The organism is Streptomyces sp. NBC_00663 (assembly GCF_036226885.1).
Taxonomy (GTDB): domain Bacteria; phylum Actinomycetota; class Actinomycetes; order Streptomycetales; family Streptomycetaceae; genus Streptomyces.
The window spans coordinates 178765-199901 of sequence record NZ_CP109027.1; the positions used below are offsets into that span (position 1 = coordinate 178765).

Consider the following 21137-nt stretch of genomic DNA (forward strand, 5'->3'; position numbering starts at 1 on the left):
GCCCCCCACATGACCGTTGACATCACCCCCTTCCGCATCGACATTCCCCAGTCCCAGCTCGACGATCTGCACGCCCGGCTCGACCGCGTCCGCTGGCCCGACGAACTCCCCGGCGTCGGCTGGGAGTACGGCGTCCCGCTCGGCTACCTCCAGGAGCTGGTGGAGTACTGGCGGCACACCTACGACTGGCGGGCGCAGGAGAAGCGCCTGAACTCCTTTCCGCAGTTCACCACCGAGATCGACGGGCAGAACGTGCACTTTCTGCACGTCCGCTCGGCGAACCCCGACGCGCTGCCGCTGATCGCCACCCACGGCTGGCCCGGCTCGGTCGTCGAACTCCTCGACGTCATCGAGCCGTTGAGCGAGGACTTCCACGTCGTCGTCCCCTCGATCCCCGGCTACGGCTTCTCCGGCCCCACCCGCGAGAAGGGCTGGAACGTCGAGCGCGTCGTCCGCGCCTGGGCGCAGCTGATGGACCGCCTCGGATACGGCCGCTACGGCGCCCACGGCAGCGACTGGGGCTCGGCCATCACCCGCGAACTCGGCCGGCTCGACGCCGAGCATGTCGTGGGCGTCCACGTGACCATGATCGGCACCCCGCCGCCCCCGGACGCCGCGCCCTACACCGAGGAGGAGCAGCAGCGGCTCAAGCACGGGGAGCGCTACCAGCGGGAGCTGTTCGGCTACGCGGCCGTGCAGTCCACGCGGCCGCAGACGCTCGCCTTCGCGCTGCACGACTCGCCGGTCGGCCAACTCGCCTGGATCGTCGAGAAGTTCAAGGAATGGACCGACTCCACGGACGTGCCCGAGGACGCGGTGGACCGCGATCAGATGCTCACGGACGTCATGCTGTACTGGCTCACCGGCACGGCGGCCTCCTCGGCCCGGCTCTACCGCGAGTCCTTCGCCGCGCGGGGCGGGCAGCCGGAACCCTCGACTACGCCGACCGGCGTGGCGGTCTTCCCCAAGGACCTCAGTCTGACGATCCGCCGGTTCGTCGAGCCCACCAACAACATCGTCCACTGGTCCGAGTTCGACCGCGGCGGTCACTTCCCGTCGATGGAGGAACCGGATCTGGTGGTCGACGACGTCCGCCGGTTCTTCCGCGGGCTGAGCTGACCCAAGCCGTGGGCACGCGCGTGAAGCGGCCCGCCGCGTGCACGTCCCGCTCGATCGCGTCGGCCGTCGAGCGGAGCTTCTGGACGAGTTCGCTCACGCACCCCTGCGGGGTACGGCGAGTGGTGGGCAAGGCCGTGCTCAGCGCCTCCGCCACCGCCCGGTCCGTGGCCACCTGGGCCGAGTACCGGATCGCGTCTCCGCCCGGCGTCAGCACGGCCGGGACGCCGGCGCGTGGATCCGGGTGGGCGGTTCGGCCGGATGCGGAGTCGCGATATCGGGCAGCGAGGTGCGGGAGAGGGCGGGCCAAGTGACAGCACGCGCGGGGTGAGCGTGAACGAACGGTACGCAGTCCGCGGGCCGGTGAGACGGTGAGACGGGTGGACCAAGTGCCTCGTCCAGACCATCCGGGACGAGCGGGACCGGCATGGGGACCAAGGCGGACGGGGCCTACTTCGGGGTGACCGGCGGCCCGCACCGCACATCGGCGTCGCCCGGACGGGGCGGGCATGACACCTACGTCGACACCCGCACGCCCTCCGAACGCGGCACACGCGGCACGGCCGCCGAGGCCCTGCTGCGTGCGGCCGGAGGGCCACGACGGCCAGGGTGCACAACAGCACGAGCGCCCCGTGGTGTAGCCCGCTACACCACGGGTTCGGCAGCCCGCTCCCTCGTGGCGATGTGCAGGCGACGGGATCGTGGATGGCAGAGGGCCCGGAGAGTACCGAGCCCCCGTAGCGAAGGAATCCCCCATGAAGCCGAAGTCGCCCCTGGCGGTCGCGAGGTCGTTCGTCTCCGAACTGCTGCTCTGGTCGTTCTTCGCCGCCGGGCTGGCAGCGAGCGCGGGAGGGGCGGGCGCGGTACTGGACGGCACGGCGAAGAACGTGGCGACGGGCGTCGGTATCGCCGTCTCGCTGGTGACAGGCGCGCGTATCACCAAGAAGCCGAGGATCAAGGCGTTCCTGTCGACGCGGCCGGTGCTGTGGTTCCTGTTCCTGTTCAACGGCGGCGTGGCCGCGTTCGCCTACCTCACCGTGGACGGTGCGAAGGGCATCGGGACCGCCGTGGGCATGGGGCTGGTCTCGCTGGGAGCGGTCGGAGGTCTCGTGTCGAGCTACCGGACCCGCGCGGCCAGGACGGGGCGGCACGCGGCGGACGCCTCGGCCCGCCCGGCCGAAAACTCGACCACTCCCTGGTAGGTCCGGCACCGCTCCGGGGCCGTGTGGGCCTTGTGCCTCGACCACGCTCCCGGCGAACCGACTCTCCCGACGACCCGACACCGCACGCTCGGCCGGACCGCGGCATCCAGGGACCCGGTGTGCCGGCGCCCGCTGCCACGCCCCGGACCGAGTGGTGAAACCCACGAAAGGCAGGACCCTTCCATGGCCGCCAGCCGCCGCCGACGCCTCACCTCTCTCGCCACCGCCGTGGCCGCCGTCGCGCTCACCGCCTCCCTCGCCACCGGCTGCGAGTTCGACGACACGCTCGACTGCCTCACCAACGCCGACGAGATCACCGACAGCATCACGGCCATCAACAAGGCCGGTGCGGACGCGATCGACGACCCCACCCGCACCGAGGAATCCCTGGACACCATCGAGAAGAACATCGACAAGATCAACGCCGAGAAGGACGACAGCGGCCACAGCGAGGTCGGCGACGCGATCGACGACCTCACCCAGGCCATCGACGACTACAACGAGGCCGTCCTGAACGGCGACACCGACCCGGACACCGGTGAGATCGACGCCGCGGCCGACAGGCTGAAGAACGTGTGCACGCCATGAGACCGGTCGGGGCCCGCACAGGGCTCACCGCTACGGGGAGGCGTACTCCACCGACCGGACGCGCGGCAGGTCGGCCACGGCCCCGGAGCAGATCCCGCCCGGCCAGCGGCGTCGCCGCCGCTCACGAAACCCAAACGCCGGTTCGCGACGCGGTCAGGGGTCCGGCGTGGCAAGCGGTTCGGGGGAGCCCCGGCCAGGTGCCGGTCCGGCCTCGTTCCGCGGTCCGGGGCCGGAGCCAGGGCTGGAGCCGATGCTGAAGCCAGGGCGGTAGCCGGAGCCAGGACCGGAGTCGGGGTCGTGGCCGGGCAGGAGTCGCGAACGGTCCACGGTGAATCCGACCTCGGCCCCGCCGCCGGGGCGTGTTCTCGCGAAGGCGGCGCCGCCGTGGGCCTTGGCGATGTCGCGGACGATGGCGAGACCGAGGCCGGTGCCGGGCAGGCCGCGGGCGGAGGCGGCGCGGTAGAAGCGGTCGAAGACGCGCTCCGCGTCACCGGCCGGGATGCCCGGTCCGCGGTCGGAGACGGTGACGGTGCCCCGGTGGACGCGCACTTCGATGGGCACGTCGCCGTCGCCGTCGAACTTGGCCGCGTTCTCCAGCAGGTTGCCCACGGCGCGTTCGAGGCTCTGGCCGCGGCCCAGGACGACGGATCCGTCGGCGTCGAGCAGGACCAGCCGGCCGGTGCGCCGGTACAGGCGTTGCGCGGCCCGGCGGGCCGGTACGGCCAGTTCCACGGCGTGTTCGGCTTCGTCGCGGCTCCGGGACAGGGCGAGCTCGACGAGTTCGTCGACCAGGTGACCGAGTTCGCGGGTCTCGGTCTCGACGTCGTCGAGGAGCCGGTCGCGGGCGCCCGGGGCGAGTTCGGTGACCCGGCGCAGCACGTCCGCGTTGGTGCGCAGGCTGGTCAGTGGGGTCCGCAGCTCATGGGCGGTGTCCCGCACAAGTCTCTCCCGAGCCTCACTGGCGGCGGCGAGCCGCTCCAGCATCCTGCTGAACGACGCCGAGAGCCGGCCGACCTCGTCGCGGCCCCCCTCCAACCGGACGGCGGCGACGCGGCCTTCGCCGCCGACCTCCTCCGCGACCCCGGCCAGCCGCGCCAGGCGCCTGGAGCCGCGCAGCGCCAGCAGCCACCCGGTTCCCGCCGCGGCGATCAGCACCGCGCAGCTGATCGCGGCGATCTCCCTGGCCATGCCGCCCAGCACATGGTGTGTCTGGTCGACCCGCACGGCCACCTGCACGGCCCCGCGGTCTCCGCCGAGTGCGGTGGTCAGTCTGCGGTAGGTGCGACCGTCGACGACGACCTCGGCGGTGTCCGACCGCCCCGGCGTGGCCGACGCGGCGAGGGCGCGATCGGTGCCGGACACCGGCAACGGCACGCGCGGACCGCCCAGATGCGCGGACGTGCCGTCCCGGTCGACGGTCCGCACGACGATCCGCCACTCCTCCTCGTCGCCCGGTCCGGGCCGGTCGGGGCCGGGAAAGAGGTCCGGGCCCGTCGCGAGCGCGTCGGCGAGGGCCGGCGCCTGGTCGCGGTCATTGGCCGCGACCACGGTGACCGAGCGCAGCGTACGGTCGATCTCCGCGGTGACGCGGTCGGAGGCGGCGCGGTAGCTCTCCACGCCGATCAGGACCGCCACCACCGCCACGACCGTCATGAAGGCGAGCGCGAGCCGTGAGCGCAAACTCATGGCCGCCGTGCCGCGTATCCGACACCGCGGACGGTGTGGATGAGGCCGGCGGGCGCGCCGGCGGCGGCGAGCCTGCGCCGCAGACAGCCGATGTGACCGGCCAGGTTCTTGGTGTCCACGCCGGCGTCGGGACCCCAGACCTCCCGGTAGACGGTCGCGTGGTGCAGCACGATTCCCTCGTTGCGGACCAGCAGCTGAAGAAGGTCGAACTCCGTCTTCGTCAGGGCCAGTTCCGCGCCGGCCCACCAGGCGCGCCGGGCGGCCGGCTCGACGCGCAGCGACGCGATCCGCAGCGGGGCTCCGCTCCTGTCCGGTACGCCCGCCTCCGGCGCCCCGGTTCCCGGCGTCAGGGCGGCTCGACGCAGCAACGCCCGTAATCGGGCGAGCAGTTCGGGCACGGAGAAGGGTTTGGGCAGATAGTCGTCGGCGCCTGCGTCCAGACCGGCGACCCGGTAGGGGGTCTCGTTCCGCGCGGTGAGCAGCAGCGTCGGTGTGCGGTCGCCATCGGCGCGCAGCACCCGGCAGACCGCCAGTCCGTCGACGTGGGGCATCATCACATCGACGACGAGCGCGTCGAACGGCTCCCGGCGGATCCGTGCCAGCGCCTCGACACCGTCGGCGGCGCCGACCACGTCGTACCCCTCCAGTTCCAGCGCCCGTTCAAGGGACTCACGTAGCGCGCGATCGTCGTCGGCGATGAGGACACGGTTCCGCATCCGCTCATGATGACCCACCGCCCGCCACGCCGTCGGCGGTGTTCTTTGCCCAATTCCCGAAAAGATCCCGCCGGGTTCTGAGTTCCTCCGCCCAGCATGGGGCCCTGACCGCAACACCCCCCCACACCCACAGGAGTCCCATGTCCGCCGTCGTCCCTCCCGGGAGAACCCCCGCGCGTGCACGCCGCACCGTCGCCGCCCTCGCCGTGTGCATCGCCCTCGGTGTGACCGGCTGCACCGCCCTCGGCTCCGCCACCTCCTCGGCGCAGCTCGCGGCCGAGGCGCCGATCCCGGCCTCCGCACGGCACACCGGAGCCGGCGGGGCGAACACCACCCAGGTCGTGAAGGCCGCCAAGGCGTTCCTCGCGACGCTGTCCGACGAGCAGAAGGACACCGCGCTCTACGACTTCGACGACCCGGCGAAGAAGACCGGCTGGTCGAACTTCCCCACCCCCGTCGTGGAACGCAACGGTCTCAAGCTCGGCGACCTCACCGACGAGCAGGAGGCAGCCGCCCTCAAGGTCATGGAGGCCTCGCTCAGCGAGCAGGGCTACGAGGAACTCGTGGAGATCCGCGCGTCCGACGACTACCTCGCCGCGCTGCCGCCGAGGCCCCGGCCCACACCCACCGGCACGCCCACCGGCGGCCCCGGCGGTGGCGGAGGCGGTGGCGGGGGCGGGGGCGGGGGCGGCGGCGCCAACTTCGGCTCGGAGTGGTACTACATCTCCTTCTTCGGACAGCCCAGCAGGAACGGGCAGTTCATGGTCCAGTTCGGCGGCCACCACGCGGCGTACAACATCACCTACGCGGGCGGAAGCGTGTCCCTCTCCCCCACCCTGACCGCCGTGGAGCCAGAGGAGTTCGACCTGTCGGACGGCACGCACCTCGCCCCGCTGGCGGACAAGCGGGCCACCGCTGTCGGCGCCGTCCAGGCGCTCACCGCCGACGAACTGGCCGCCGCCGAGATCGACGGCAGCTTCGACGACCTCTACCTCGGCCCGGGCCACGACGGCCCGTTCCCGGCCGAGCCCGAGGGCGTCCTCGTCGGCGACCTCACCAAGAAGCAACAGGCCAAGGTCACCGCGATGCTGCGGACCTGGGTCGACGACCTGGAGGAGAAGGCCGCGGCGCGGTTGCTGCACAAGTACGTCTCCGAGTACGACAGGACGTACATCGGCTGGAGCGGCGGGACGACGATCGACAACGACCAGACGTACATACGGCTCGACGGGCCGTCCGCCTGGGTCGAGTTCTCCAACCAGCCCGGTGCCTCGACCGACGAGATCCACCAGCACACGATCTTCCGGGACGAGACCGCCGACTACGGCTGGGAGTGACGTCACGTGCGCCGTCTTCTCCCCGCGCTGGTGATCACGGTGCTCACGGTGTTCCTGCTGGCCGGCGGCCTCGCGTCGCCGGCCGGCGCCCATCCCATGAGCACCTCCGCCGTCCTCCTCGACATCGGTGACGACCGCGTCCAGGGGGAGGTGCGGCTGCCCCTCGACCGGCTCTCCGTCGCCGTGCACCGCGACCTCACCCGCGCCGACGTCCTCGGCGCAGACCGTGCTTTCCTGAAGAACTACACCGCCGGGCACATCGCCGCCGCCTCTGACGACGGCAGGTCCTGGGCCGTCTCACTCGGCACCGGTTCGGTCCGTGCGATCGACGGGACACCCCATCTGGTCTACCCACTCGAACTGCGCCCGCCCGACGGGCAGGTCACCGACTTCCGGCTGCGCTACGACGTCATCGTCGAGGAACTGCTCACCCACCGGATCTTCGTCACCGTCCGGTACGACTTCGACCGCGGCATCCTCAAGACCGACGACGCCGAGACACTCGGTGTCCTCGACCACGAGACGCAGAGCCTGGACGTCCCCGCGGGCCAGGGCTCATGGCTGCGGGGGTTCGCCACCACCGCCGGTCTCGGCATCGAGCACGTCGGCTCGGGCGCCGACCACCTGCTGTTCCTGCTCATGCTGCTCCTTCCGGCCCCACTGATGGCGGCCGGGGGCCGGTGGCGGGCCGCAGCACCATCGGCGCGACGGAGTGTCGTCCGAGTCGTGCACGTGGTCACCGCCTTCGCGATCGGTCACTCCCTCACCCTGGCGGCCGCGGCCGCCGGACTGCTCGACGTGCCGTCCCGGCCGGTCGAGACGCTGATCGCCCTTTCGATCGCGGTGTCCGCCGTCCATGCCGTACGACCGCTGGCTGCGCGGGGTGAGGTGCTCATCGCCGCCGGTTTCGGCCTCGTCCACGGGCTGGCGTTCGCCTCGCTCATCGGCGACCTCGGCCTGGCCCGTGGCTCGCTGGTGACCACGCTGCTCGGCTTCAACCTGGGCATCGAGCTGACCCAGTTGCTCGTCGTCGCCCTGCTGATGCCGTCGCTGCTCGTCCTGGCGCGCACCGGGGCCTACACCGCGTTCCGCGTCGGCGTGGCCGGCGTCGGCCTGGTGTTCTCGGTGTCCTGGATGCTGGAACGGGCGGGGCTGACTCCCACCGACCCGTTCGCGGGCGTACAGACGTGGCTGGTCCAGAACCCTCTGCTCATCGCCGCGGCGGTCGCGGCCCTCGCCTTCGCCGCCCGGCGCCCCGCACTCCCACCGCTCGCCCGGCGCGTGCGGCCGCGCCGTTGACGACGGCCGTGCGCACCGGGCGTGGTGGGTTCAGCTCCTCGCGGGTACGCCGACGGCGCCACCGAGCAGAGGGAGTTCCGCGACGACCTCGAAACCGCCCAGAGGCCGGGGGCCCGCAAGCAGCCGGCCGCCGGCCGAGCGGGCCCGCTCGTGCATACCGGTGAGCCCGAAACCGCCGTTCGGGACAGGGTGGTCGACGTGTTCCCGGACTCCGTCGTTGATGACCGTGACGATCAGCCGGTCACAGGTGTAGGCGAGCCGGACCTCGGCGGACCGGGTGGCGGCGTGCTTGGTGACGTTGGTGAGCGCCTCCTGCACGATGCGGTAAGCGGCGAGACCGGCACCGGCCGCGAGCTGTCGCGGCCGCCCTTCCTCGGTGACGGACACCGAGAGACCAGCTCCTTCGAAGGAGGCTGCCAGGTCGGAAAGCCGGGAGAGCGAGACGATGGCCTCCCGCGGTTCCTCGGATCCGTTCGCGTCGCGCAGCAGTCCCACGGTGGCCTTGAGTTCGCGCAGCGCCGAGGTGGCGGTGCCCGTGAGCTCGGCGGCCAGTCGCTCGGCGTCGTCGGGCCGGGTGCGCAGGAAGCGGACGACGGCCTCCGCCTGGACCTTGGTGAGGACGAGGTGGTGGGCGACGACGTCGTGCAGGTCGCGGGCGATACGCAGGCGTTCCTCGGTGACCCGGCGCCGCGCTTCCTCGTCCCGGACGCGCTCGGCGTGCTCGGCGCGGGCCCGTTCGGCTTCCAGACAGGCCCTGTGCAGCCGGTTCACGGTGCCCGCGGACGTGGGCAGCAGCAGCCAGAAGGCGGGGCCGAGCAGCTTGACGACCAGGGGCTCGTAGGCCGGGCCGGCGATCAGCGCCGTGCAGGTCAGCAACGCGACGCCGGTGAACGCGAAGGCGTTCGCGGTCCCTCGGCCGGTGCGGGCGGCCAGCGAGTACAGCGCGGCCATCAGGGGTCCCAGCAGGAGGGGCGTGACGAGATACCCGAGCCCGACCGCGGCCGTGGCACAGCCGAGGGCCACCGCCACCGCCGCCCGCGGACGGGTGCGACGCCACAGGAGGAAAGCGCAGGGGACAGCGGACAGCATGAAGCCCGGCCACCACGGGAGGGCGAGGCCGTGTCCCGGGAACGTGAGCGAACTGGCGGGGCAGGCACAGGCGAGGAGGAGGACGGCGGCGAGCGCGGCGTCGACGCGGCGGGGGCGGCAGTGCAGATACCGCTTCAGGTTGTCGATCATGGGGAGGGTTTCTGTCCGGTGGCGGGACGGCGGGAGGTCGGCCCCGTGGGGAGAGCTCGGAACTGACCTCGGGCGAGCGGCCCGTCGGCGCCGGGCCGAAGGAGCCGCCCGGAGTCCCGGGGCCATCCGCTGCCGCCGAGCGGACCCGGCGGAGTCCACCGCGGTTCGGCAACGCCCCGAGGGGCGCGGGGACGCATTGCTGTGCGGCTCCGCCGCGACGGGGGGGCGCTCCGCCCGCGCGAGTGGCGAGCGCGGGGAGCGACCGGCCACGACGGCGCCGCAGCCGAACCATGCCCCGGCCCGGCCCCGTGGCGGAGCCGCATATCGGCACGGCCGGCGGAGCGCCTACGCGTCGAGGGTGACGACGACCTTCTCGGCGGCGCCCGGGGTGAGGGCGAGCTCGTAGGCCCGCTCGGCATCGGAGAAGGGGACGCGGTGGCTGATCAGTCTGGCGAACCGCTCCTGGTGCTCGGCGAGTTCGGGCGTGACCTCGAAGATCTCGGTCGGGTAGCCCTGGGAGGCGACGAGGGTCAGCTCGCTGCGGAGCATGCCGCCGAGGTCGATCTCGGACCCCTTCTTCTGTACGGCGACCATGACCAGCTTGGCGTGCCACTTGGCATTGGCGATCACGGTGTCGAAGACGGCCGGCGCACCGGCCGCGTCGATGTAGATGTCGGTGCCCGGCCGGGGCTGGCCGAGGGCGTTGGCGGCCTGGCCGTGCAGCTCGGTCAGGCGCGCGGTCATGTCCTCCTGGGCGGAGTCGATGACGGCGTCCGCCCCGACGGCCAGGGCCTTCTCCAGCCGGGCGGGGATGACGTCGGCCACCACCACGTGCCGCACGCCGCGCAGCTTGAGCCAGATGGCCGCCCCGAGTCCGATCGGGCCGGCGCCGAAGACGACGACCCGGTCGTCCGGGCCGGCCTCCGAGCGGTTGACGCAGTGCCGGGCGACGGCCATGGGCTCGTTCAGCGCGGCGACCGCGAAGGGCACGGTGTCGGGGAAGGTCGCCAGGTTCTTGCCGAGTTCGGCGTTCTCGATGAGCAGGTACTCGCTCATCGCGCCGTACCGGCCGCCGCAGCCGATGAGGCCGCTGGGGTGGTCCGTCGGGTCGACCACCACCCGGTCGCCCGCCTTGAGGCCGGTGACCTCGGCACCGACCTCGACGATCTCCCCGGCCGGCTCGTGGCCGAGCGGCACCGGGACCAGTTCCCCGCCCAGATGCGCCCGTGCGGGCATGCCGCCCATGTGCAGGAAGGACACGTCGGTACCGCAGATGCCGCAGGCGCGGATGCGGACAAGGGCGTCCTTCGGGCCGGGTACGGGACGCTCGACGTCCAGCACCTCGACCTTGCCGACACCGGCGGTCCAGAGGGACTTCATCGTGGCCATGGAGGGGGGGAACCTTTCCTTGGGGACCGCTTCTGCGGGTGCTGCGGTCTCTGGTGCTGGGCGCCGATCCCCGTCCCCACGGGTTCGGCGTCCTCAGGGGCCTCCGTTCAGGCGCCCGCACACCTCGACGATCTCGCGGTCCGTGCGCCGCCGCGAGGGAGTGGCCTCCCGGACGGGAGGTGTAGTCGACTACACCTCCCGCGGACGGACCGTCGCGGCACGGCGGCGTCCACCGTCCGGTCCCGCCGCGGCGCCTCTGCCCAAGCCGTCAGGCGTCGTGACAGACGAAGACGAGTGGCGTGCCGCCCTTGCCCGGAACGGTCAGGTCGTCGGCGCCGCGCACGCCCTGGCCCACCGTCTCTCCCGTCCGCGGATCGACGACCCGGTAGGAGCGCGGAAACGTCTTCGCGGTCTCGGGGTTCAGCCGCAGCGGTCCACCGTGTTCGGCGTAGGCGATGTACAGGGTGCCGTCCGGGGAGTTCAGGGCTCTGCCGGCCATCGCGCGGTCCCGGTCCGGGCGCATGTCAGTCGTCGGCAGCCCGTCCAGGACACGGCCGACCAGGCCGACGTAGCGGGAGCCCTCGAAGTCCAGCGCTTCCCGCCAGCCGCAGTCCGGGGCGAGGAAGTACGGCTCGTGGTCACCCTCCTCGGCGTGCAGTCGCCACTGCCACAGGCTTCCCGCGCCGTAGACGACGCCCATGGTGCCGCCGGCGCACAGGTTGGACCAGGCCTCGTGGCCCTGCCACCAGCCGGCGGCTTTCCCCGTCTCCCCAGAGTTCTCGTAGGTGGGTTCGCCGTTGGCGACGCCCTTGTCCGGTTCGTTGCGCCACATGTCGGCGACCCGCTCGGGCAGGTGCTCTCCGAAGTGGCCGGTCTGGCACCACTGGAAGTCGAGCCAGACGGCGTCCTGATGGGCGCGGCCACGGCCGTGCGGCCGGTAGTGAAGGCCGCAGGGTTGGCCGTACGCGTCCCACGCCTCGATCTCTTCGCCGCCGGCGGCGACCTGCGGCTCCTCGCCGGAACCGTCCGCGCCCACCAGGTAGACGACGGGACGGGCGCCGTAACGGGCCACCAGGTAGCGGCAGTAGCGCGCGTATTCCTCCGGCGACACCACCGTGCCCGCCACCGACCGTCCCTTCCAGCCGAACCCCTGGAAGACGGGCTGCAGGACGGGGACGATGCCGTGATCGTGGAGGATGTCCAACAGCCCGTCCAGATACTGGAAGTAGGCGGGGTCGAGGTGCGCGAGGCGGCCGTGCTCCAGGTCTTCGAAGCCGACGCCGAAGCCTTCGTCCTCGGTACGGTCGCGGGGGCCTCTCGCGTGCATGTCTGGCTGCACGCTCATGAGCAGGGCGGCGTTGAACCCCTTCGCGGCGCGGTCCGCGGCGTAGATGCGCACGTCATCGGGCGTGGCCCGCCAGGGCAGCGCCCAGGCCGTGTCGGCGACGAGGAGGGCGGGCGTGCCGTCGGCGTGCACCAGGCTGCGGGCGCCCGGGGACATGCGCCAGAAGCCGTGGCGTTCGAAGCGACGGGCGGACTCGGCCGCCGCCACGGTGAGTTCACCGGTGCGGCCGACGAGTCCGGAGTCGTCGACGTTGCCGTCCGTGTGCCACGTCCAGACTCCCGGAGCCGGCGCGGCGAACCGCAGGCGCCAGGTGGAGCCACTGTCCCAAAAGGCGGGGCGACGCAGGACGATTCCGGTGGGCCGGTGCGTGAAGTCGGCCCACAGCTCGACGTCCGGGTACGGGTCGGGGTGGTCGCGTTCGGCGATGAGGGACAGCTCGGTCCGGTGCCAGGCGTGGAGGGTCATGGGCGTGGGTCCTCGGGTGAACGGGAAGCTCCGGAGGCACGGCGCTTCGAACGGTCGAGCGGGTGGACGACGGCGCTCGCCGTCACCTCACTTGTGCGGCCGCACCGACTCCCGGATCACCAACTGGGTGCTCAGGACGACATGGTCGTCGCCCGTGATGGCATCCTCGCAGTCGAGCGCCAGGCGTACGGCGGTCCCCCCGAGTTCCTCGTACGGGACCCGGACCGTGGTGAGGGACGGCGTCAGATCCGCCGCATAGGGAACGTCGTCGAAGCCGATGAGCGAGACGTCACGGGGCACCCGCAGGCTCGCCTCGCGCAGGGCTGCCATCGCGCCGACGGCGATCGCGTCGGTACCGGCCAGGACCGCGGTGAAGTCGACGTCGGCATCCAGCGCGTCACGCACTCGGCGATAGCGGTTCCCAACTCCACGCCGGCGAGAACAGGGAACCGCACGACGTTTCGATGCACGAATGTCACCCCACCCAACGCGCAGAAATCGGCGCGGTCACGCCAGCGTCAGCCGCCCACGTCAGCGCGACGCTTCATGCCGTCACCACCAGACCGAGGTTCGGACACAGGTACTCACACTCACCTTTTCTGACCTGCCCCCGCCCCTTCTACCAGGTGATCACGGCGTGGCCGTTGGCTCCCGCCAGCACTAGCGCGTCGGCTCCGGGGGTGCCGTCGGTGCCGTCGGTCCCGTTCGGCGGGCTGCCGTACGTGGGATGGCCGCCTGCGCCGCCCTTGCCGCGGTCCATGTTGCGGTAGCGGTTGAGGGCGCCGGTCAGGCCGGTGCGCTCGAACTCCCCGGCGTAGACGTCGAGGTCGTCCTTGCTCACCCAGGCCGGGAGAACCCCTGTCGGGAAGCGGTCGCGCAGCCGGCCGTCGGCGCGGGCGACGAAGTGGGGGTCGGGCTCGCCCTGGGCGGGCATGGTGTCGGCGGACAGGGCCGCGTAGAAGCCCGCGAGCCAGCCCCGGACGTCGGGCTCGATCTCCGCCTCGGCGCGGCCGGGCTTTGGGAAGTCGGAGACGTAGAACTCCTGCTCGGGGCTGCCGATCTGGCCGAAGATGTCAGTCAGGCGGTCGAGGAGATCGGCGGGTCCCTCGCACACCGCGAGCGCGGGGCACAGAGCTGGTGAATGCTTGACCTATATCCCATCTCTTGAACGGGGAGACGAATACCGTGACCGATCTCGACCCTTTCACCGATCTGCTCGACTACCCGATGTACGTCGTGACCACGCAGGCCGACGGGGAAAGGGCCGGATGTCTGGTCGGATTCGCCTCGCAGTGCTCGATTCGGCCCGCCCGGTTCATGGTCTGGCTGTCCAAAGCCAACCGGACCTACCGTGTAGCCGAGCGCGCCGACCGACTCGCGGTCCATCTTCTGCACCACGGCCAGGACCGGCTGGCCCGGCTCTTCGGCGGTGAAACCGGCGACCACACCGACAAGTTCACCCAGGTCCCGTGGCACGCGGGACCGGGCGGTCTACCGGTTCTGGACGAGGCTCCCGCCTGGTTTGTCGGCCGCGTGGAGAACCGGATCGATGGCGGCGACCACGTCGGTTTCCTGCTCACCCCTGAGGCGGCGGAAGGTCTCACGGGCAGCCGCACCCCCGTGCTGACATTGAGCGACACCCATGACATCGCTCCGGGCCACCCAGCGAACTGAGCGGCACGCCCTGGTCGTCGCGATCCTCCTCGATCACGATCCGCCGGTGCACTACATCTCTGGCCGGGCAATCCACGCCCGACTCGGACGACCATCTCGGCGAAAGCAGCACCGATGCCACCGTCGTCAGCGCCGACCAGGGCCGCACTCCTTTTCACACCAGCGACGAGACCCTCGCCGACCTCCGGATCCTCACCGGCCGTCGCACAGGCCTGGTCGCCGACCGCACCCACACCCTCAGCCCGCTCCGCGCCCAGCTCAACTGGCATCTCCCCCTCGAGTGGGCACTGGACCTCACCATCGCCAGCCTGTTCATGCTATTGACCGGCTATCAGACTCCGGCGACTCTGCGCCGGACCGGCAGGAGAGGCTCGTGACCTGGCTGCGCAATCGCAAGGTTCCGTGTGCTGACCGCGCGCCGGATCAACAGGTACGGGCTGATGCAGAGGCTCACTCGCCCTGACGGCACGGATCGCCGTGGCGGTGGACTGCCTTCCAAGTACCGCCTTCCTCACGGAAGACCGTGGTCGCTCGCGAGGCGTAGGACGTCGGGACACCGCTGGCCGTGGCAGTGATCCGCTCAATGGCGACCACTCCAACGATGTGCATTCGGTTAAGCGGCCGGCCACCCAGTCGAACCTGAGGCTCACCTCCGACCAGCGGTACGGCTCGCCTCGGCGCCGAACAAGGTGACCGGATCCCCCTGCGACCACAGGGCCTTGCGAGGGCGGGCATCGACCCGGTGCAGCGCGATCCCCGCCACACGCAAGCGCGGCAGGACATCAGCCAGGAAGTCGTCGACCTCGGACATAGCCGTCAATGTGGCATGCCCCCGAGGTCGACCGTCTTTCCGTTGCCCGGTCTAGCGGTGACTGTCGACCTGGGTGATCTCCACCTTCACATCCGTCGAGGACGAATCGGTACTGATCCGCGACGGGGTGAATGTCAGGTCGTCCTGGTTCGTCAGCTCGGCCGTCGCGACCACCGGTCCCGATTCGTCTCCCTCGATCTCGTAGGTGATCTCGTACACCACATCGGGGTCGATGTCGGCGCTGTCCCCGACCAGCGTCAGGTCCGGCTCGACGGTGAGGAGACAGCCTGCCGATCCAAAGCACTGCCGAGACGTGGTCTGCAACTCGATCGGGAAGTCGTCCGAACCGAGTTCGGCATACGTCGGCTCCGCGTCCACCTCCTCGGCACTCTCCTCCGTGACAGGGGAACTCGGGGCACTCGAAGAGGCCGCTGTCGACGTGTCCGGGCCACTGCCGTCGGACCGTGAGCCTTTTCCATCTTGATCAGGTGGCGAGTTCGAGGGCGACGACGGCACGGACGGCGGCTGTGATCCGGGTGGTGCTGCAGCGGAGCTTCCGCAGGAGCCGCTAGGACTTGAGTATGGCCATGGCGCGTTCGCCGAGGCTGCGAATCTTGGCGTGATCGCGGTTGTGGTGTCGGCGCCAGCCACGGAGGTGCTTGCCACGGATCGGGACACGGAGCGCAGGGCCGGCGCCCAGGTACGCCTTGTCGGCCCAGCACTTGATGTCGTCTACGGCGAGGGCGGCGGGTATGCCGTGGTTCCGGGCCGCGGTCAGGTCGTGTGTGGCTCCCGGCAGTGCGTCCGAGGCCCAGATCAGGCGCCCGGCGGGATCGGCGAGGACTTGCACGTTCATCCCGTGGTGCTTCTTCTTCCCGGAGTAGTACGGCTGGTCGGCGGCGATACGGTCGATGGGTAGCACGGTGCCGTCGAGGATCGCGTACGCCTTCTTCCGGACGGTCGTCATGGCCTGTTGCAGCGTGGGCGCGAGGGCGGCCAGTAGGTCGACGGCCTCGCGTATGTAGCGGTAGGCCGTGGCGATCCCGATGCGGAAGCCCGCGGCAAGGCGGGCGTAGGTGTCGCCGCAGCGTAGGTGGGCCAGGACGAGCAGGGCCTGCCGACCGCAGGTCAGGCGACGCCAGCGCGAACCGATCCGACGACGGTGATCTGCGAGAAGACCGGAAAGATGCCGCAGAGTGCGGCTGGACAGATCGATGCCGGACGGGTAGACAAGCACGCGAAAGCTCCTGGCGGACTGGTGATCTTGGTCGTGAACCCGTCTACCAGGAGCTTTCTTCATGCCCTCCGCCAGGGCTGCCAGCCCAACCACCCGTCAGGTTGGAAAGGCTCACTGCCCAAGATCCACTTTCGATACACGGTCTAGCAGGCCGCGCCGGTTCGGTGGACCTCGGCAATCCACTGGCGCGAGGGCGCTGTCGGGTCATATCCTGATCCGTTCTTCGATGATCAACTACCACACGGAGGCTGCGAGTTGATGGACGTAGCGAGGATGACGGCTCAGCTTGATGAGCTTATTGCTGAGTACCGAGAAATGATCAGCACCCGTACCGAAGGAGTACTGGCCTCTGATCGAGCCAAGCCCCTTGTGAGCCGTCTCGAAACCGCTATCGATCGCTTTGCACCTCCTCGTAGTAGCTACGTAAGGCAGCTAGATGTCTATCGGGAACAAAAGCGAACCTCGCTGAAGATTCGCGAGGTCTTTAGCATTGCTCTTGGCCTCCATCACGATCTGGCATCCGGATGGGTGGAGACAGTTGTTGAGATGGCGCACGCTGACACCCATAGCGATTACCTGGATATGGCAGAGACGTTGTTGCAATCGGGGTACAAGGACGCCGCAGCTGTCATCACAGGTACGTCATTGGAAGTTCATGTGCGAACGCTCTGTGTTAAATATGGCGTAGACATCGAACTGGCCCGTGGTGCACCGAAGAAGGCCGACGTCATGAACGCCGACCTGAAGAAGGCTGACGTCTATGACGGACTACGGCAAAAGCAGATTACGGCCTGGATGGACCTGCGCAACAAGGCGGCTCACGGTGACTACCAAAGCTACGACGAACACCAGGTACGTATGTTCATTGATGGCGTGCGGGACTTCATGCTGAAGTACTCGGCATAGCGCGCAGACAAGGGGACTAAACGATGGCCAACATCGACAAGGTAGTCGAGCAGCTCAACTTTCTGATCAAGGCTTCCGAAAACTACGCACGGAACGATAACTGGTCTCTCCTGCATGACGGGGCAGACGACCCCGTTGTTCTCAGCAACCGGCTCGAAGCCGCAATCGAGCGGGCTACGCGACCGACCTCTATGTATATGAAGCAGCTTGACACTGCCCGCCGTAGAGTACAGCCTTATCGACTCAGAGAAGTGCGCATCGTCGCACTGGGACTACGTGACGATTTGGTCGCCGGGTGGGTTGAATCGGTCGTTGAGCTGGTGCACGCCGATACCTACCGCGATTACTTGGAAATGGCGGAGGGGCTGCTTGCCAAGGGATACAAGGACGCCGCGGCCGTCATCACGGGAACGTCCCTTGAAGTTCATGTGCGCGCTCTGTGCGCGAAGAACAATGTGACGACGGCAGTGGCAGGCAAGCCAAAGAAGGCCGACACTATGAACGCCGACCTCAAGAAGGCTGGAGTGTACGACGGCTTGCAGCAGAAGGAAGTTACCGCCTGGATGGACCTCCGGAACAAGGCAGCCCACGGGGACTACGCCGACTACGACCGCGATCAGGTACGTCGGCTCATCGGTGGAGTAGAAGCCTTCATGAGGAAGTACCCAGCGTAGGCGAACCCAATAGGTCAGGGGTAGGTGTGAAGAATTCTCACTAGCAGCCACCGTTAGCGTACGGATGACTTGGGTCATTGTGATGATGTCAGGTGCACCGAGAATGATTCTGATCGAAAGAAGAGGGAATAATGACAGTTCAAGATGATGTGGTGGCGCTCGGCATAAGAAGTGATGCTGCCTATGTCGGCCGATTCAGTCGCGATTTGAGTGCATCGAGAGCCTCCGGACACAGCGGTACCATCATGTTCTGTTTGGCGCCGTACCTGTCACTGTTTGTACATGAGTCGTATAGCAAGCTCAAGCGCATTGATCCTGCCTTGCCCGCCTTGTTGTCGGCTGACGCCGAAGCAATCGTGGCGCGTTCGCGCCACAGTTTGAAGCTTTTCGAGGACAACCGGCGCGGCATTGAAGGGCAGCTTGCGTACTTCCGTGACGAGATCTCGCCTGCACACGCGGATAGGTTCCTTAACAACACGTGGCTTAAGGCCGCCCGCTTTCTAGAGACAGACTTGGGTCTCTATAGCTACGACGGAAGGATTATCTCGACAACGCATGCCGCCACGTTCCATCTGGGATTTAATCCTGTCGCACTACTGGAAACGGGGTCGGGTCCGAATCTGCAATCCGTCTACGAAGAGTACGGCCGTTACTTCCGCGGGCTGGGCGCGAGGACCGATTCAGGCGCGAAGACCTTTGTGAGTCATCTCGATCCGATGCGCTTTGATCAGCGGGACAACGACGTTCGATCGACTAAGTACTACGGTCAGGTATTTAATGGCAAGGGTACGCTAGACATCAACCGGCTACTGATGGTTTTCCGGGGTTTGATGAATTTCGTCGACTCGATGGTCGGGCTGGGCGCAGATGCGAATGAGGTCGAGTACACCGTATTCAAGATACGCTTTCTGACCCTGTACCAGGTTCTTGGCAGCTTGCAGATGCTTCATGACGAACGACCCGGTGACCTCACCACGCAGTCCACGAGGCTTATCGAGAAGATCACGGGCACGTGGTCGGCAAGCCTGATTATGGATCGCTCAGCAAAGCCGTTCCGCAACACCCTGATGCACTACAACCTAGACTCTCGCGTCGACCTGGCGAGAGTGGATGCAAATCAGCCACTCTTTGGACTCGTGCCGATCTATTTTCCGTCGCACGACGCTGCATCGTTCGTCGAGGCCGTTGACAGCTGTATCGAGGAAACTGCATCGGTCATAGAGGAGTGGGCTACTGCCTGAGCAGTGAGCGCGGAGTTGGCTCGGCGGGCACGGGAACTCGACCGTCTGCACATAGAACAGCCCTGCGGCCACTGATCGCGGGGTGCTTGGCTTGCGCGGCTTGTTCAGGCGGACCTGGCAGGCGTGGCCAGCGCAGGGTTGGTCGGCTCGATCTATGCGGCCGTCTCCGGCTTCCCGCTCCTGGTGTCTTTGACGGCAACGCTGACGGCTACGACACCGATCAACCACCGTCTACGGCTGTCCTGCAAGAGGCCGTTGGCAGCGCCGGCACAACAGCACACACGCCAAGATTCGCTGCCTCGGCGAGCAGGCCATGGCCACCCTGAAGGACTGGCGCCTCCTACGAAAGCTCCGTTGCAGCACCAACCGCATCACCGCGATCGTCCAAGCCGTCCTCATCCTTCAACACGCCTCCGCGTGAGGTTGGAAAGGGCTCCGTGCCACCAGAATTCCGGTGGCAATGACGGTAACGATCACTACCGCGGCCGCAGCGATCACGACCCCGTTGCGGGACTTCTCTGGTGGACTCGAGGGCGCGGACGGTGCGGGTGGATAGAACGGTGGTGGCGGTGTGTCAGTGATGATTTCCCCCCAAAGTCAATGGTCCGCGGATCGTAGCTTCAGCTACTGGCGACCACCTTTGGGAGCTGAGAAGGCCAGCTGATCGGATGACAGCGCCCCTGCTCCTGAATCGGACAGGGTTTCCCATCTTCGACGTGTTGGCGATTCCGACATGAAGATCCGTATCGTGCCGTCGAGGGTCACAGGGGGAGGGCCCAGGTCTCCTCAATCAATCAGTCTTCACCTTCTTCTATCCCGTCGTCCTCGAAGGAAAAGTACAGGCTCAACACGTACGAAAACTCTTCATCGGCGGGAGCGATTTCCCAAGAGGTATCGATCACGCGGACGTCATGCGCGGCGACCCACTTGGCGGCTTCCTCGAAGGGCTCCGCCACGGCCGAACCGAAGAACAACTTTCGGGCCATGGGGTGGACTTGCGAATCCGCGTCGGAATCATCGAAGTCGTGAGGAACCATCAGGTACAAATTGGGTTCACTTCTCATGTGGGCACCCTCCAGCGTTTCCGTTCACTCGTCGCCTGTCGCAGCGCTTGTGCTGGAAGACTCCACGGTGCGCTTCGGGGTTGCTTGTATCCGCCGCTCAGGGCTCACTTGGCACGCAGTGCTCGGAGCATTCGCCCCAATGCGGCGGCGGTGTCTGCCAGATCCTCGGGGCCAGAGGCATGACCGGCTGAGGCGCGATGAGACCATCCTCGATCAGGGCGGTCAGCGCCTCGACGAGATGGCGGGCTGATGAGGCTTCGTCTATGTGGGCCCCTCAACGGCCGGCTGCCAGGAGCAATGAACTCCCCCCTCCCGTACTGCCAACTCATCGTGTCACCAGCGGAGTTCAGCAGCTCGCACCCCGACTCGCATCCAACGACATCGCCCTGCGGCACCCTCAGCGGATGTCCCTCCGTATCGGCACGGCACATCGCCCGCCCGGGCCGTAAACGGGGAGCCCAACCAGTGCGACGAGACGGCCTGGGTGTACGACATCGGCGAGAACGGCGACTGCTCGGTGGACGCGCTGATCTGTGACAACACCGCAGACCTTGTCACCGCCTTCGGCCAGTGGCCGCACGTCAAGGCGTCCTTCGCCACAAAGTTCGTCAACGCGGATCTGCTGGCACTGGACCCCCGCGGCGGCACCCGGATCCGCTTCTCGATCGTGCCCCCGGCCGATGCCCGGCTGCTGGACCTGCGGACCTCGGCGGTGGCCGACCGCATCGCCGCCGCGGCCGACTTCGCGGAGGCCGGGTACCAAGCCCACTTCAACCTCTCCCCCGTCGTCCTGCGACCCGGATGGCAGGACGATTGGACCGAGCTCCTGCGGCAGGTCGACGACGTCGTACCGCAGCGAGTCAAGCAGCAGGCCGCGGCGGAGGTCATCATGCTGACCCACAACGAGCACCTGCACCAGGTCAACCTCGGCTGGCATCCGCGCGCCGAGGACCTGCTGGGGCAGCCCGAGCTGCAACAGGGCAAGCGCTCGCAGAACGGCGCCGCCAACGTCCGCTACCGCAACCCCATCAAAGCCGAAAGCCGTGCACACCCTGCGCGGACTCCTCAGTACCCATGTGCCGTGGCTGCGGGTGCGTTACGCGTTCTGAGACCTACGGCCGCTCTCGCCCTGCGGGGACAAGGATCCT

Annotated in this window: 18 protein-coding genes and 4 pseudogenes; 11 read left to right on the plus strand and 11 right to left on the minus strand. The window is 68.5% G+C overall.

All coding sequences use genetic code 11. The features are described from left to right. The first annotated feature begins 9 nt into the window (after positions 1-9). The 3 genes from OG866_RS00755 to OG866_RS00765 all read left to right on the plus strand — a co-directional run bounded on the left by OG866_RS00755 (position 10) and on the right by OG866_RS00765 (position 2906). Entirely contained in the window at positions 10-1119 is a 1110-nt protein-coding gene (locus OG866_RS00755; protein WP_329331304.1) for an epoxide hydrolase family protein, read from the plus strand. A 752-nt stretch (positions 1120-1871) separates the two neighbouring features. After that, positions 1872-2318, plus strand: a complete 447-nt coding sequence (locus OG866_RS00760; protein ID WP_329331305.1) for a hypothetical protein — start codon at positions 1872-1874, stop codon at positions 2316-2318. A gap of 183 nt (positions 2319-2501) precedes the next feature. Then, positions 2502-2906, plus strand: a complete 405-nt coding sequence (locus OG866_RS00765) for a hypothetical protein (RefSeq protein ID WP_329331306.1) — start codon at positions 2502-2504, stop codon at positions 2904-2906. Between the two features lie 153 nt (positions 2907-3059). On the opposite strand, the gene OG866_RS00770 is transcribed toward OG866_RS00765, so the two are convergent. Further along, positions 3060-4592, minus strand: a complete 1533-nt coding sequence (locus OG866_RS00770) for a sensor histidine kinase (RefSeq protein ID WP_329331307.1) — start codon at positions 4590-4592, stop codon at positions 3060-3062. After that, positions 4589-5308: a response regulator transcription factor gene (locus tag OG866_RS00775; RefSeq protein ID WP_329331308.1), complete on the minus strand. Its 720-nt coding sequence runs from the start codon at positions 5306-5308 to the stop codon at positions 4589-4591. Before OG866_RS00775 ends, OG866_RS00770 begins: the two co-directional genes overlap by 4 nt. 140 nt (positions 5309-5448) lie before the next feature. Here OG866_RS00775 and OG866_RS00780 point away from each other — a divergent pair, with 140 nt between their 5' ends. Both OG866_RS00780 and OG866_RS00785 read left to right on the plus strand, forming a co-directional pair. Continuing rightward, positions 5449-6645 carry a DUF3500 domain-containing protein gene (locus OG866_RS00780; protein ID WP_329331309.1) on the plus strand — a complete coding sequence of 399 codons (1197 nt, stop codon included), beginning with the start codon at positions 5449-5451 and terminating at the stop codon, positions 6643-6645. 6 nt (positions 6646-6651) lie between these two features. Continuing rightward, positions 6652-7944, plus strand: a complete 1293-nt coding sequence (locus OG866_RS00785) for a HupE/UreJ family protein (RefSeq protein WP_329331310.1) — start codon at positions 6652-6654, stop codon at positions 7942-7944. 30 nt (positions 7945-7974) lie between these two features. Here the strand turns inward: OG866_RS00785 and OG866_RS00790 are convergent, their stop codons facing one another. From OG866_RS00790 to OG866_RS00810, 5 genes and pseudogenes are all read right to left on the minus strand, one after another. After that, entirely contained in the window at positions 7975-9183 is a 1209-nt protein-coding gene (locus OG866_RS00790; protein WP_329331311.1) for a sensor histidine kinase, read from the minus strand. A 345-nt stretch (positions 9184-9528) separates the two neighbouring features. Further along, positions 9529-10572 (minus strand): zinc-dependent alcohol dehydrogenase, encoded by a 1044-nt coding sequence (locus tag OG866_RS00795; RefSeq protein ID WP_329331312.1) that lies wholly within the window; start codon positions 10570-10572, stop codon positions 9529-9531. Positions 10573-10840: 268 nt separating this feature from the next. After that, the gene (locus OG866_RS00800; protein WP_329331313.1) at positions 10841-12382 is read right to left on the minus strand and encodes an apiosidase-like domain-containing protein; all 1542 of its coding nucleotides are present in this window, start codon (positions 12380-12382) and stop codon (positions 10841-10843) included. 87 nt (positions 12383-12469) lie between these two features. Next, the gene (locus OG866_RS00805) at positions 12470-12877 is read right to left on the minus strand and encodes a substrate-binding domain-containing protein (RefSeq protein ID WP_443063631.1); all 408 of its coding nucleotides are present in this window, start codon (positions 12875-12877) and stop codon (positions 12470-12472) included. A gap of 256 nt (positions 12878-13133) precedes the next feature. Continuing rightward, positions 13134-13466, minus strand: a pseudogene (locus OG866_RS00810) (alpha/beta hydrolase); the annotation flags it as partial. Positions 13467-13567: 101 nt separating this feature from the next. Between OG866_RS00810 and OG866_RS00815 the strand changes: the two are divergent. Then, a complete protein-coding gene (locus tag OG866_RS00815; protein WP_329331314.1) occupies positions 13568-14056 on the plus strand; it encodes a flavin reductase family protein in 489 nt (162 codons plus the stop codon). Between the two features lie 646 nt (positions 14057-14702). Here OG866_RS00815 and OG866_RS00820 read toward each other — a convergent pair. The 3 genes and pseudogenes from OG866_RS00820 to OG866_RS00830 all read right to left on the minus strand — a co-directional run bounded on the left by OG866_RS00820 (position 14703) and on the right by OG866_RS00830 (position 16104). Further along, entirely contained in the window at positions 14703-14867 is a 165-nt protein-coding gene (locus OG866_RS00820) for a hypothetical protein (RefSeq protein ID WP_329331315.1), read from the minus strand. Positions 14868-14918: 51 nt separating this feature from the next. Next, entirely contained in the window at positions 14919-15245 is a 327-nt protein-coding gene (locus OG866_RS00825) for a hypothetical protein (RefSeq protein ID WP_329331316.1), read from the minus strand. A gap of 106 nt (positions 15246-15351) precedes the next feature. Further along, positions 15352-16104 (minus strand): annotated as a pseudogene (locus OG866_RS00830) (transposase family protein). Between the two features lie 273 nt (positions 16105-16377). Here OG866_RS00830 and OG866_RS00835 point away from each other — a divergent pair. The 4 genes and pseudogenes from OG866_RS00835 to OG866_RS00850 form a co-directional block, all read left to right on the plus strand. After that, positions 16378-17010 carry a hypothetical protein gene (locus OG866_RS00835; RefSeq protein WP_329331317.1) on the plus strand — a complete coding sequence of 211 codons (633 nt, stop codon included), beginning with the start codon at positions 16378-16380 and terminating at the stop codon, positions 17008-17010. A 23-nt stretch (positions 17011-17033) separates the two neighbouring features. Then, positions 17034-17684, plus strand: a complete 651-nt coding sequence (locus OG866_RS00840) for a hypothetical protein (protein WP_244292035.1) — start codon at positions 17034-17036, stop codon at positions 17682-17684. A gap of 131 nt (positions 17685-17815) precedes the next feature. After that, a complete protein-coding gene (locus OG866_RS00845) occupies positions 17816-18925 on the plus strand; it encodes a hypothetical protein (RefSeq protein ID WP_329331319.1) in 1110 nt (369 codons plus the stop codon). 241 nt (positions 18926-19166) lie between these two features. Beyond that, positions 19167-19346, plus strand: a pseudogene (locus tag OG866_RS00850) (transposase family protein); the annotation flags it as partial. A 373-nt stretch (positions 19347-19719) separates the two neighbouring features. Here OG866_RS00850 and OG866_RS00855 read toward each other — a convergent pair. Beyond that, complete coding sequence (locus OG866_RS00855; protein WP_329331320.1) at positions 19720-19989, minus strand: hypothetical protein; 270 nt, start codon at positions 19987-19989, stop codon at positions 19720-19722. Positions 19990-20412: 423 nt separating this feature from the next. Between OG866_RS00855 and OG866_RS00860 the strand changes: the two are divergent. After that, positions 20413-21098: pseudogene (locus tag OG866_RS00860) on the plus strand (spore photoproduct lyase family protein); the annotation flags it as partial. Positions 21099-21137 lie beyond the last annotated feature (39 nt).

What these genes read in the sequence shown, in the direction of transcription:
- OG866_RS00755 (WP_329331304.1), top strand. Translation starts at nt 10, where the DNA reads ATGACCGTTGACATCACCCCCTTCCGCATCGACATTCCCCAGTCCCAG.
- OG866_RS00775 (WP_329331308.1), bottom strand. Translation starts at nt 5,308, where the DNA reads ATGCGGAACCGTGTCCTCATCGCCGACGACGATCGCGCGCTACGTGAG.
- OG866_RS00855 (WP_329331320.1), bottom strand. Translation starts at nt 19,989, where the DNA reads ATGAGAAGTGAACCCAATTTGTACCTGATGGTTCCTCACGACTTCGAT.
- OG866_RS00790 (WP_329331311.1), bottom strand. Translation starts at nt 9,183, where the DNA reads ATGATCGACAACCTGAAGCGGTATCTGCACTGCCGCCCCCGCCGCGTC.
- OG866_RS00845 (WP_329331319.1), top strand. Translation starts at nt 17,816, where the DNA reads ATGACAGTTCAAGATGATGTGGTGGCGCTCGGCATAAGAAGTGATGCT.
- OG866_RS00840 (WP_244292035.1), top strand. Translation starts at nt 17,034, where the DNA reads ATGGCCAACATCGACAAGGTAGTCGAGCAGCTCAACTTTCTGATCAAG.
- OG866_RS00760 (WP_329331305.1), top strand. Translation starts at nt 1,872, where the DNA reads ATGAAGCCGAAGTCGCCCCTGGCGGTCGCGAGGTCGTTCGTCTCCGAA.
- OG866_RS00780 (WP_329331309.1), top strand. Translation starts at nt 5,449, where the DNA reads ATGTCCGCCGTCGTCCCTCCCGGGAGAACCCCCGCGCGTGCACGCCGC.
- OG866_RS00835 (WP_329331317.1), top strand. Translation starts at nt 16,378, where the DNA reads ATGACGGCTCAGCTTGATGAGCTTATTGCTGAGTACCGAGAAATGATC.
- OG866_RS00800 (WP_329331313.1), bottom strand. Translation starts at nt 12,382, where the DNA reads ATGACCCTCCACGCCTGGCACCGGACCGAGCTGTCCCTCATCGCCGAA.
- OG866_RS00820 (WP_329331315.1), bottom strand. Translation starts at nt 14,867, where the DNA reads ATGTCCGAGGTCGACGACTTCCTGGCTGATGTCCTGCCGCGCTTGCGT.
- OG866_RS00795 (WP_329331312.1), bottom strand. Translation starts at nt 10,572, where the DNA reads ATGGCCACGATGAAGTCCCTCTGGACCGCCGGTGTCGGCAAGGTCGAG.
- OG866_RS00765 (WP_329331306.1), top strand. Translation starts at nt 2,502, where the DNA reads ATGGCCGCCAGCCGCCGCCGACGCCTCACCTCTCTCGCCACCGCCGTG.
- OG866_RS00770 (WP_329331307.1), bottom strand. Translation starts at nt 4,592, where the DNA reads ATGAGTTTGCGCTCACGGCTCGCGCTCGCCTTCATGACGGTCGTGGCG.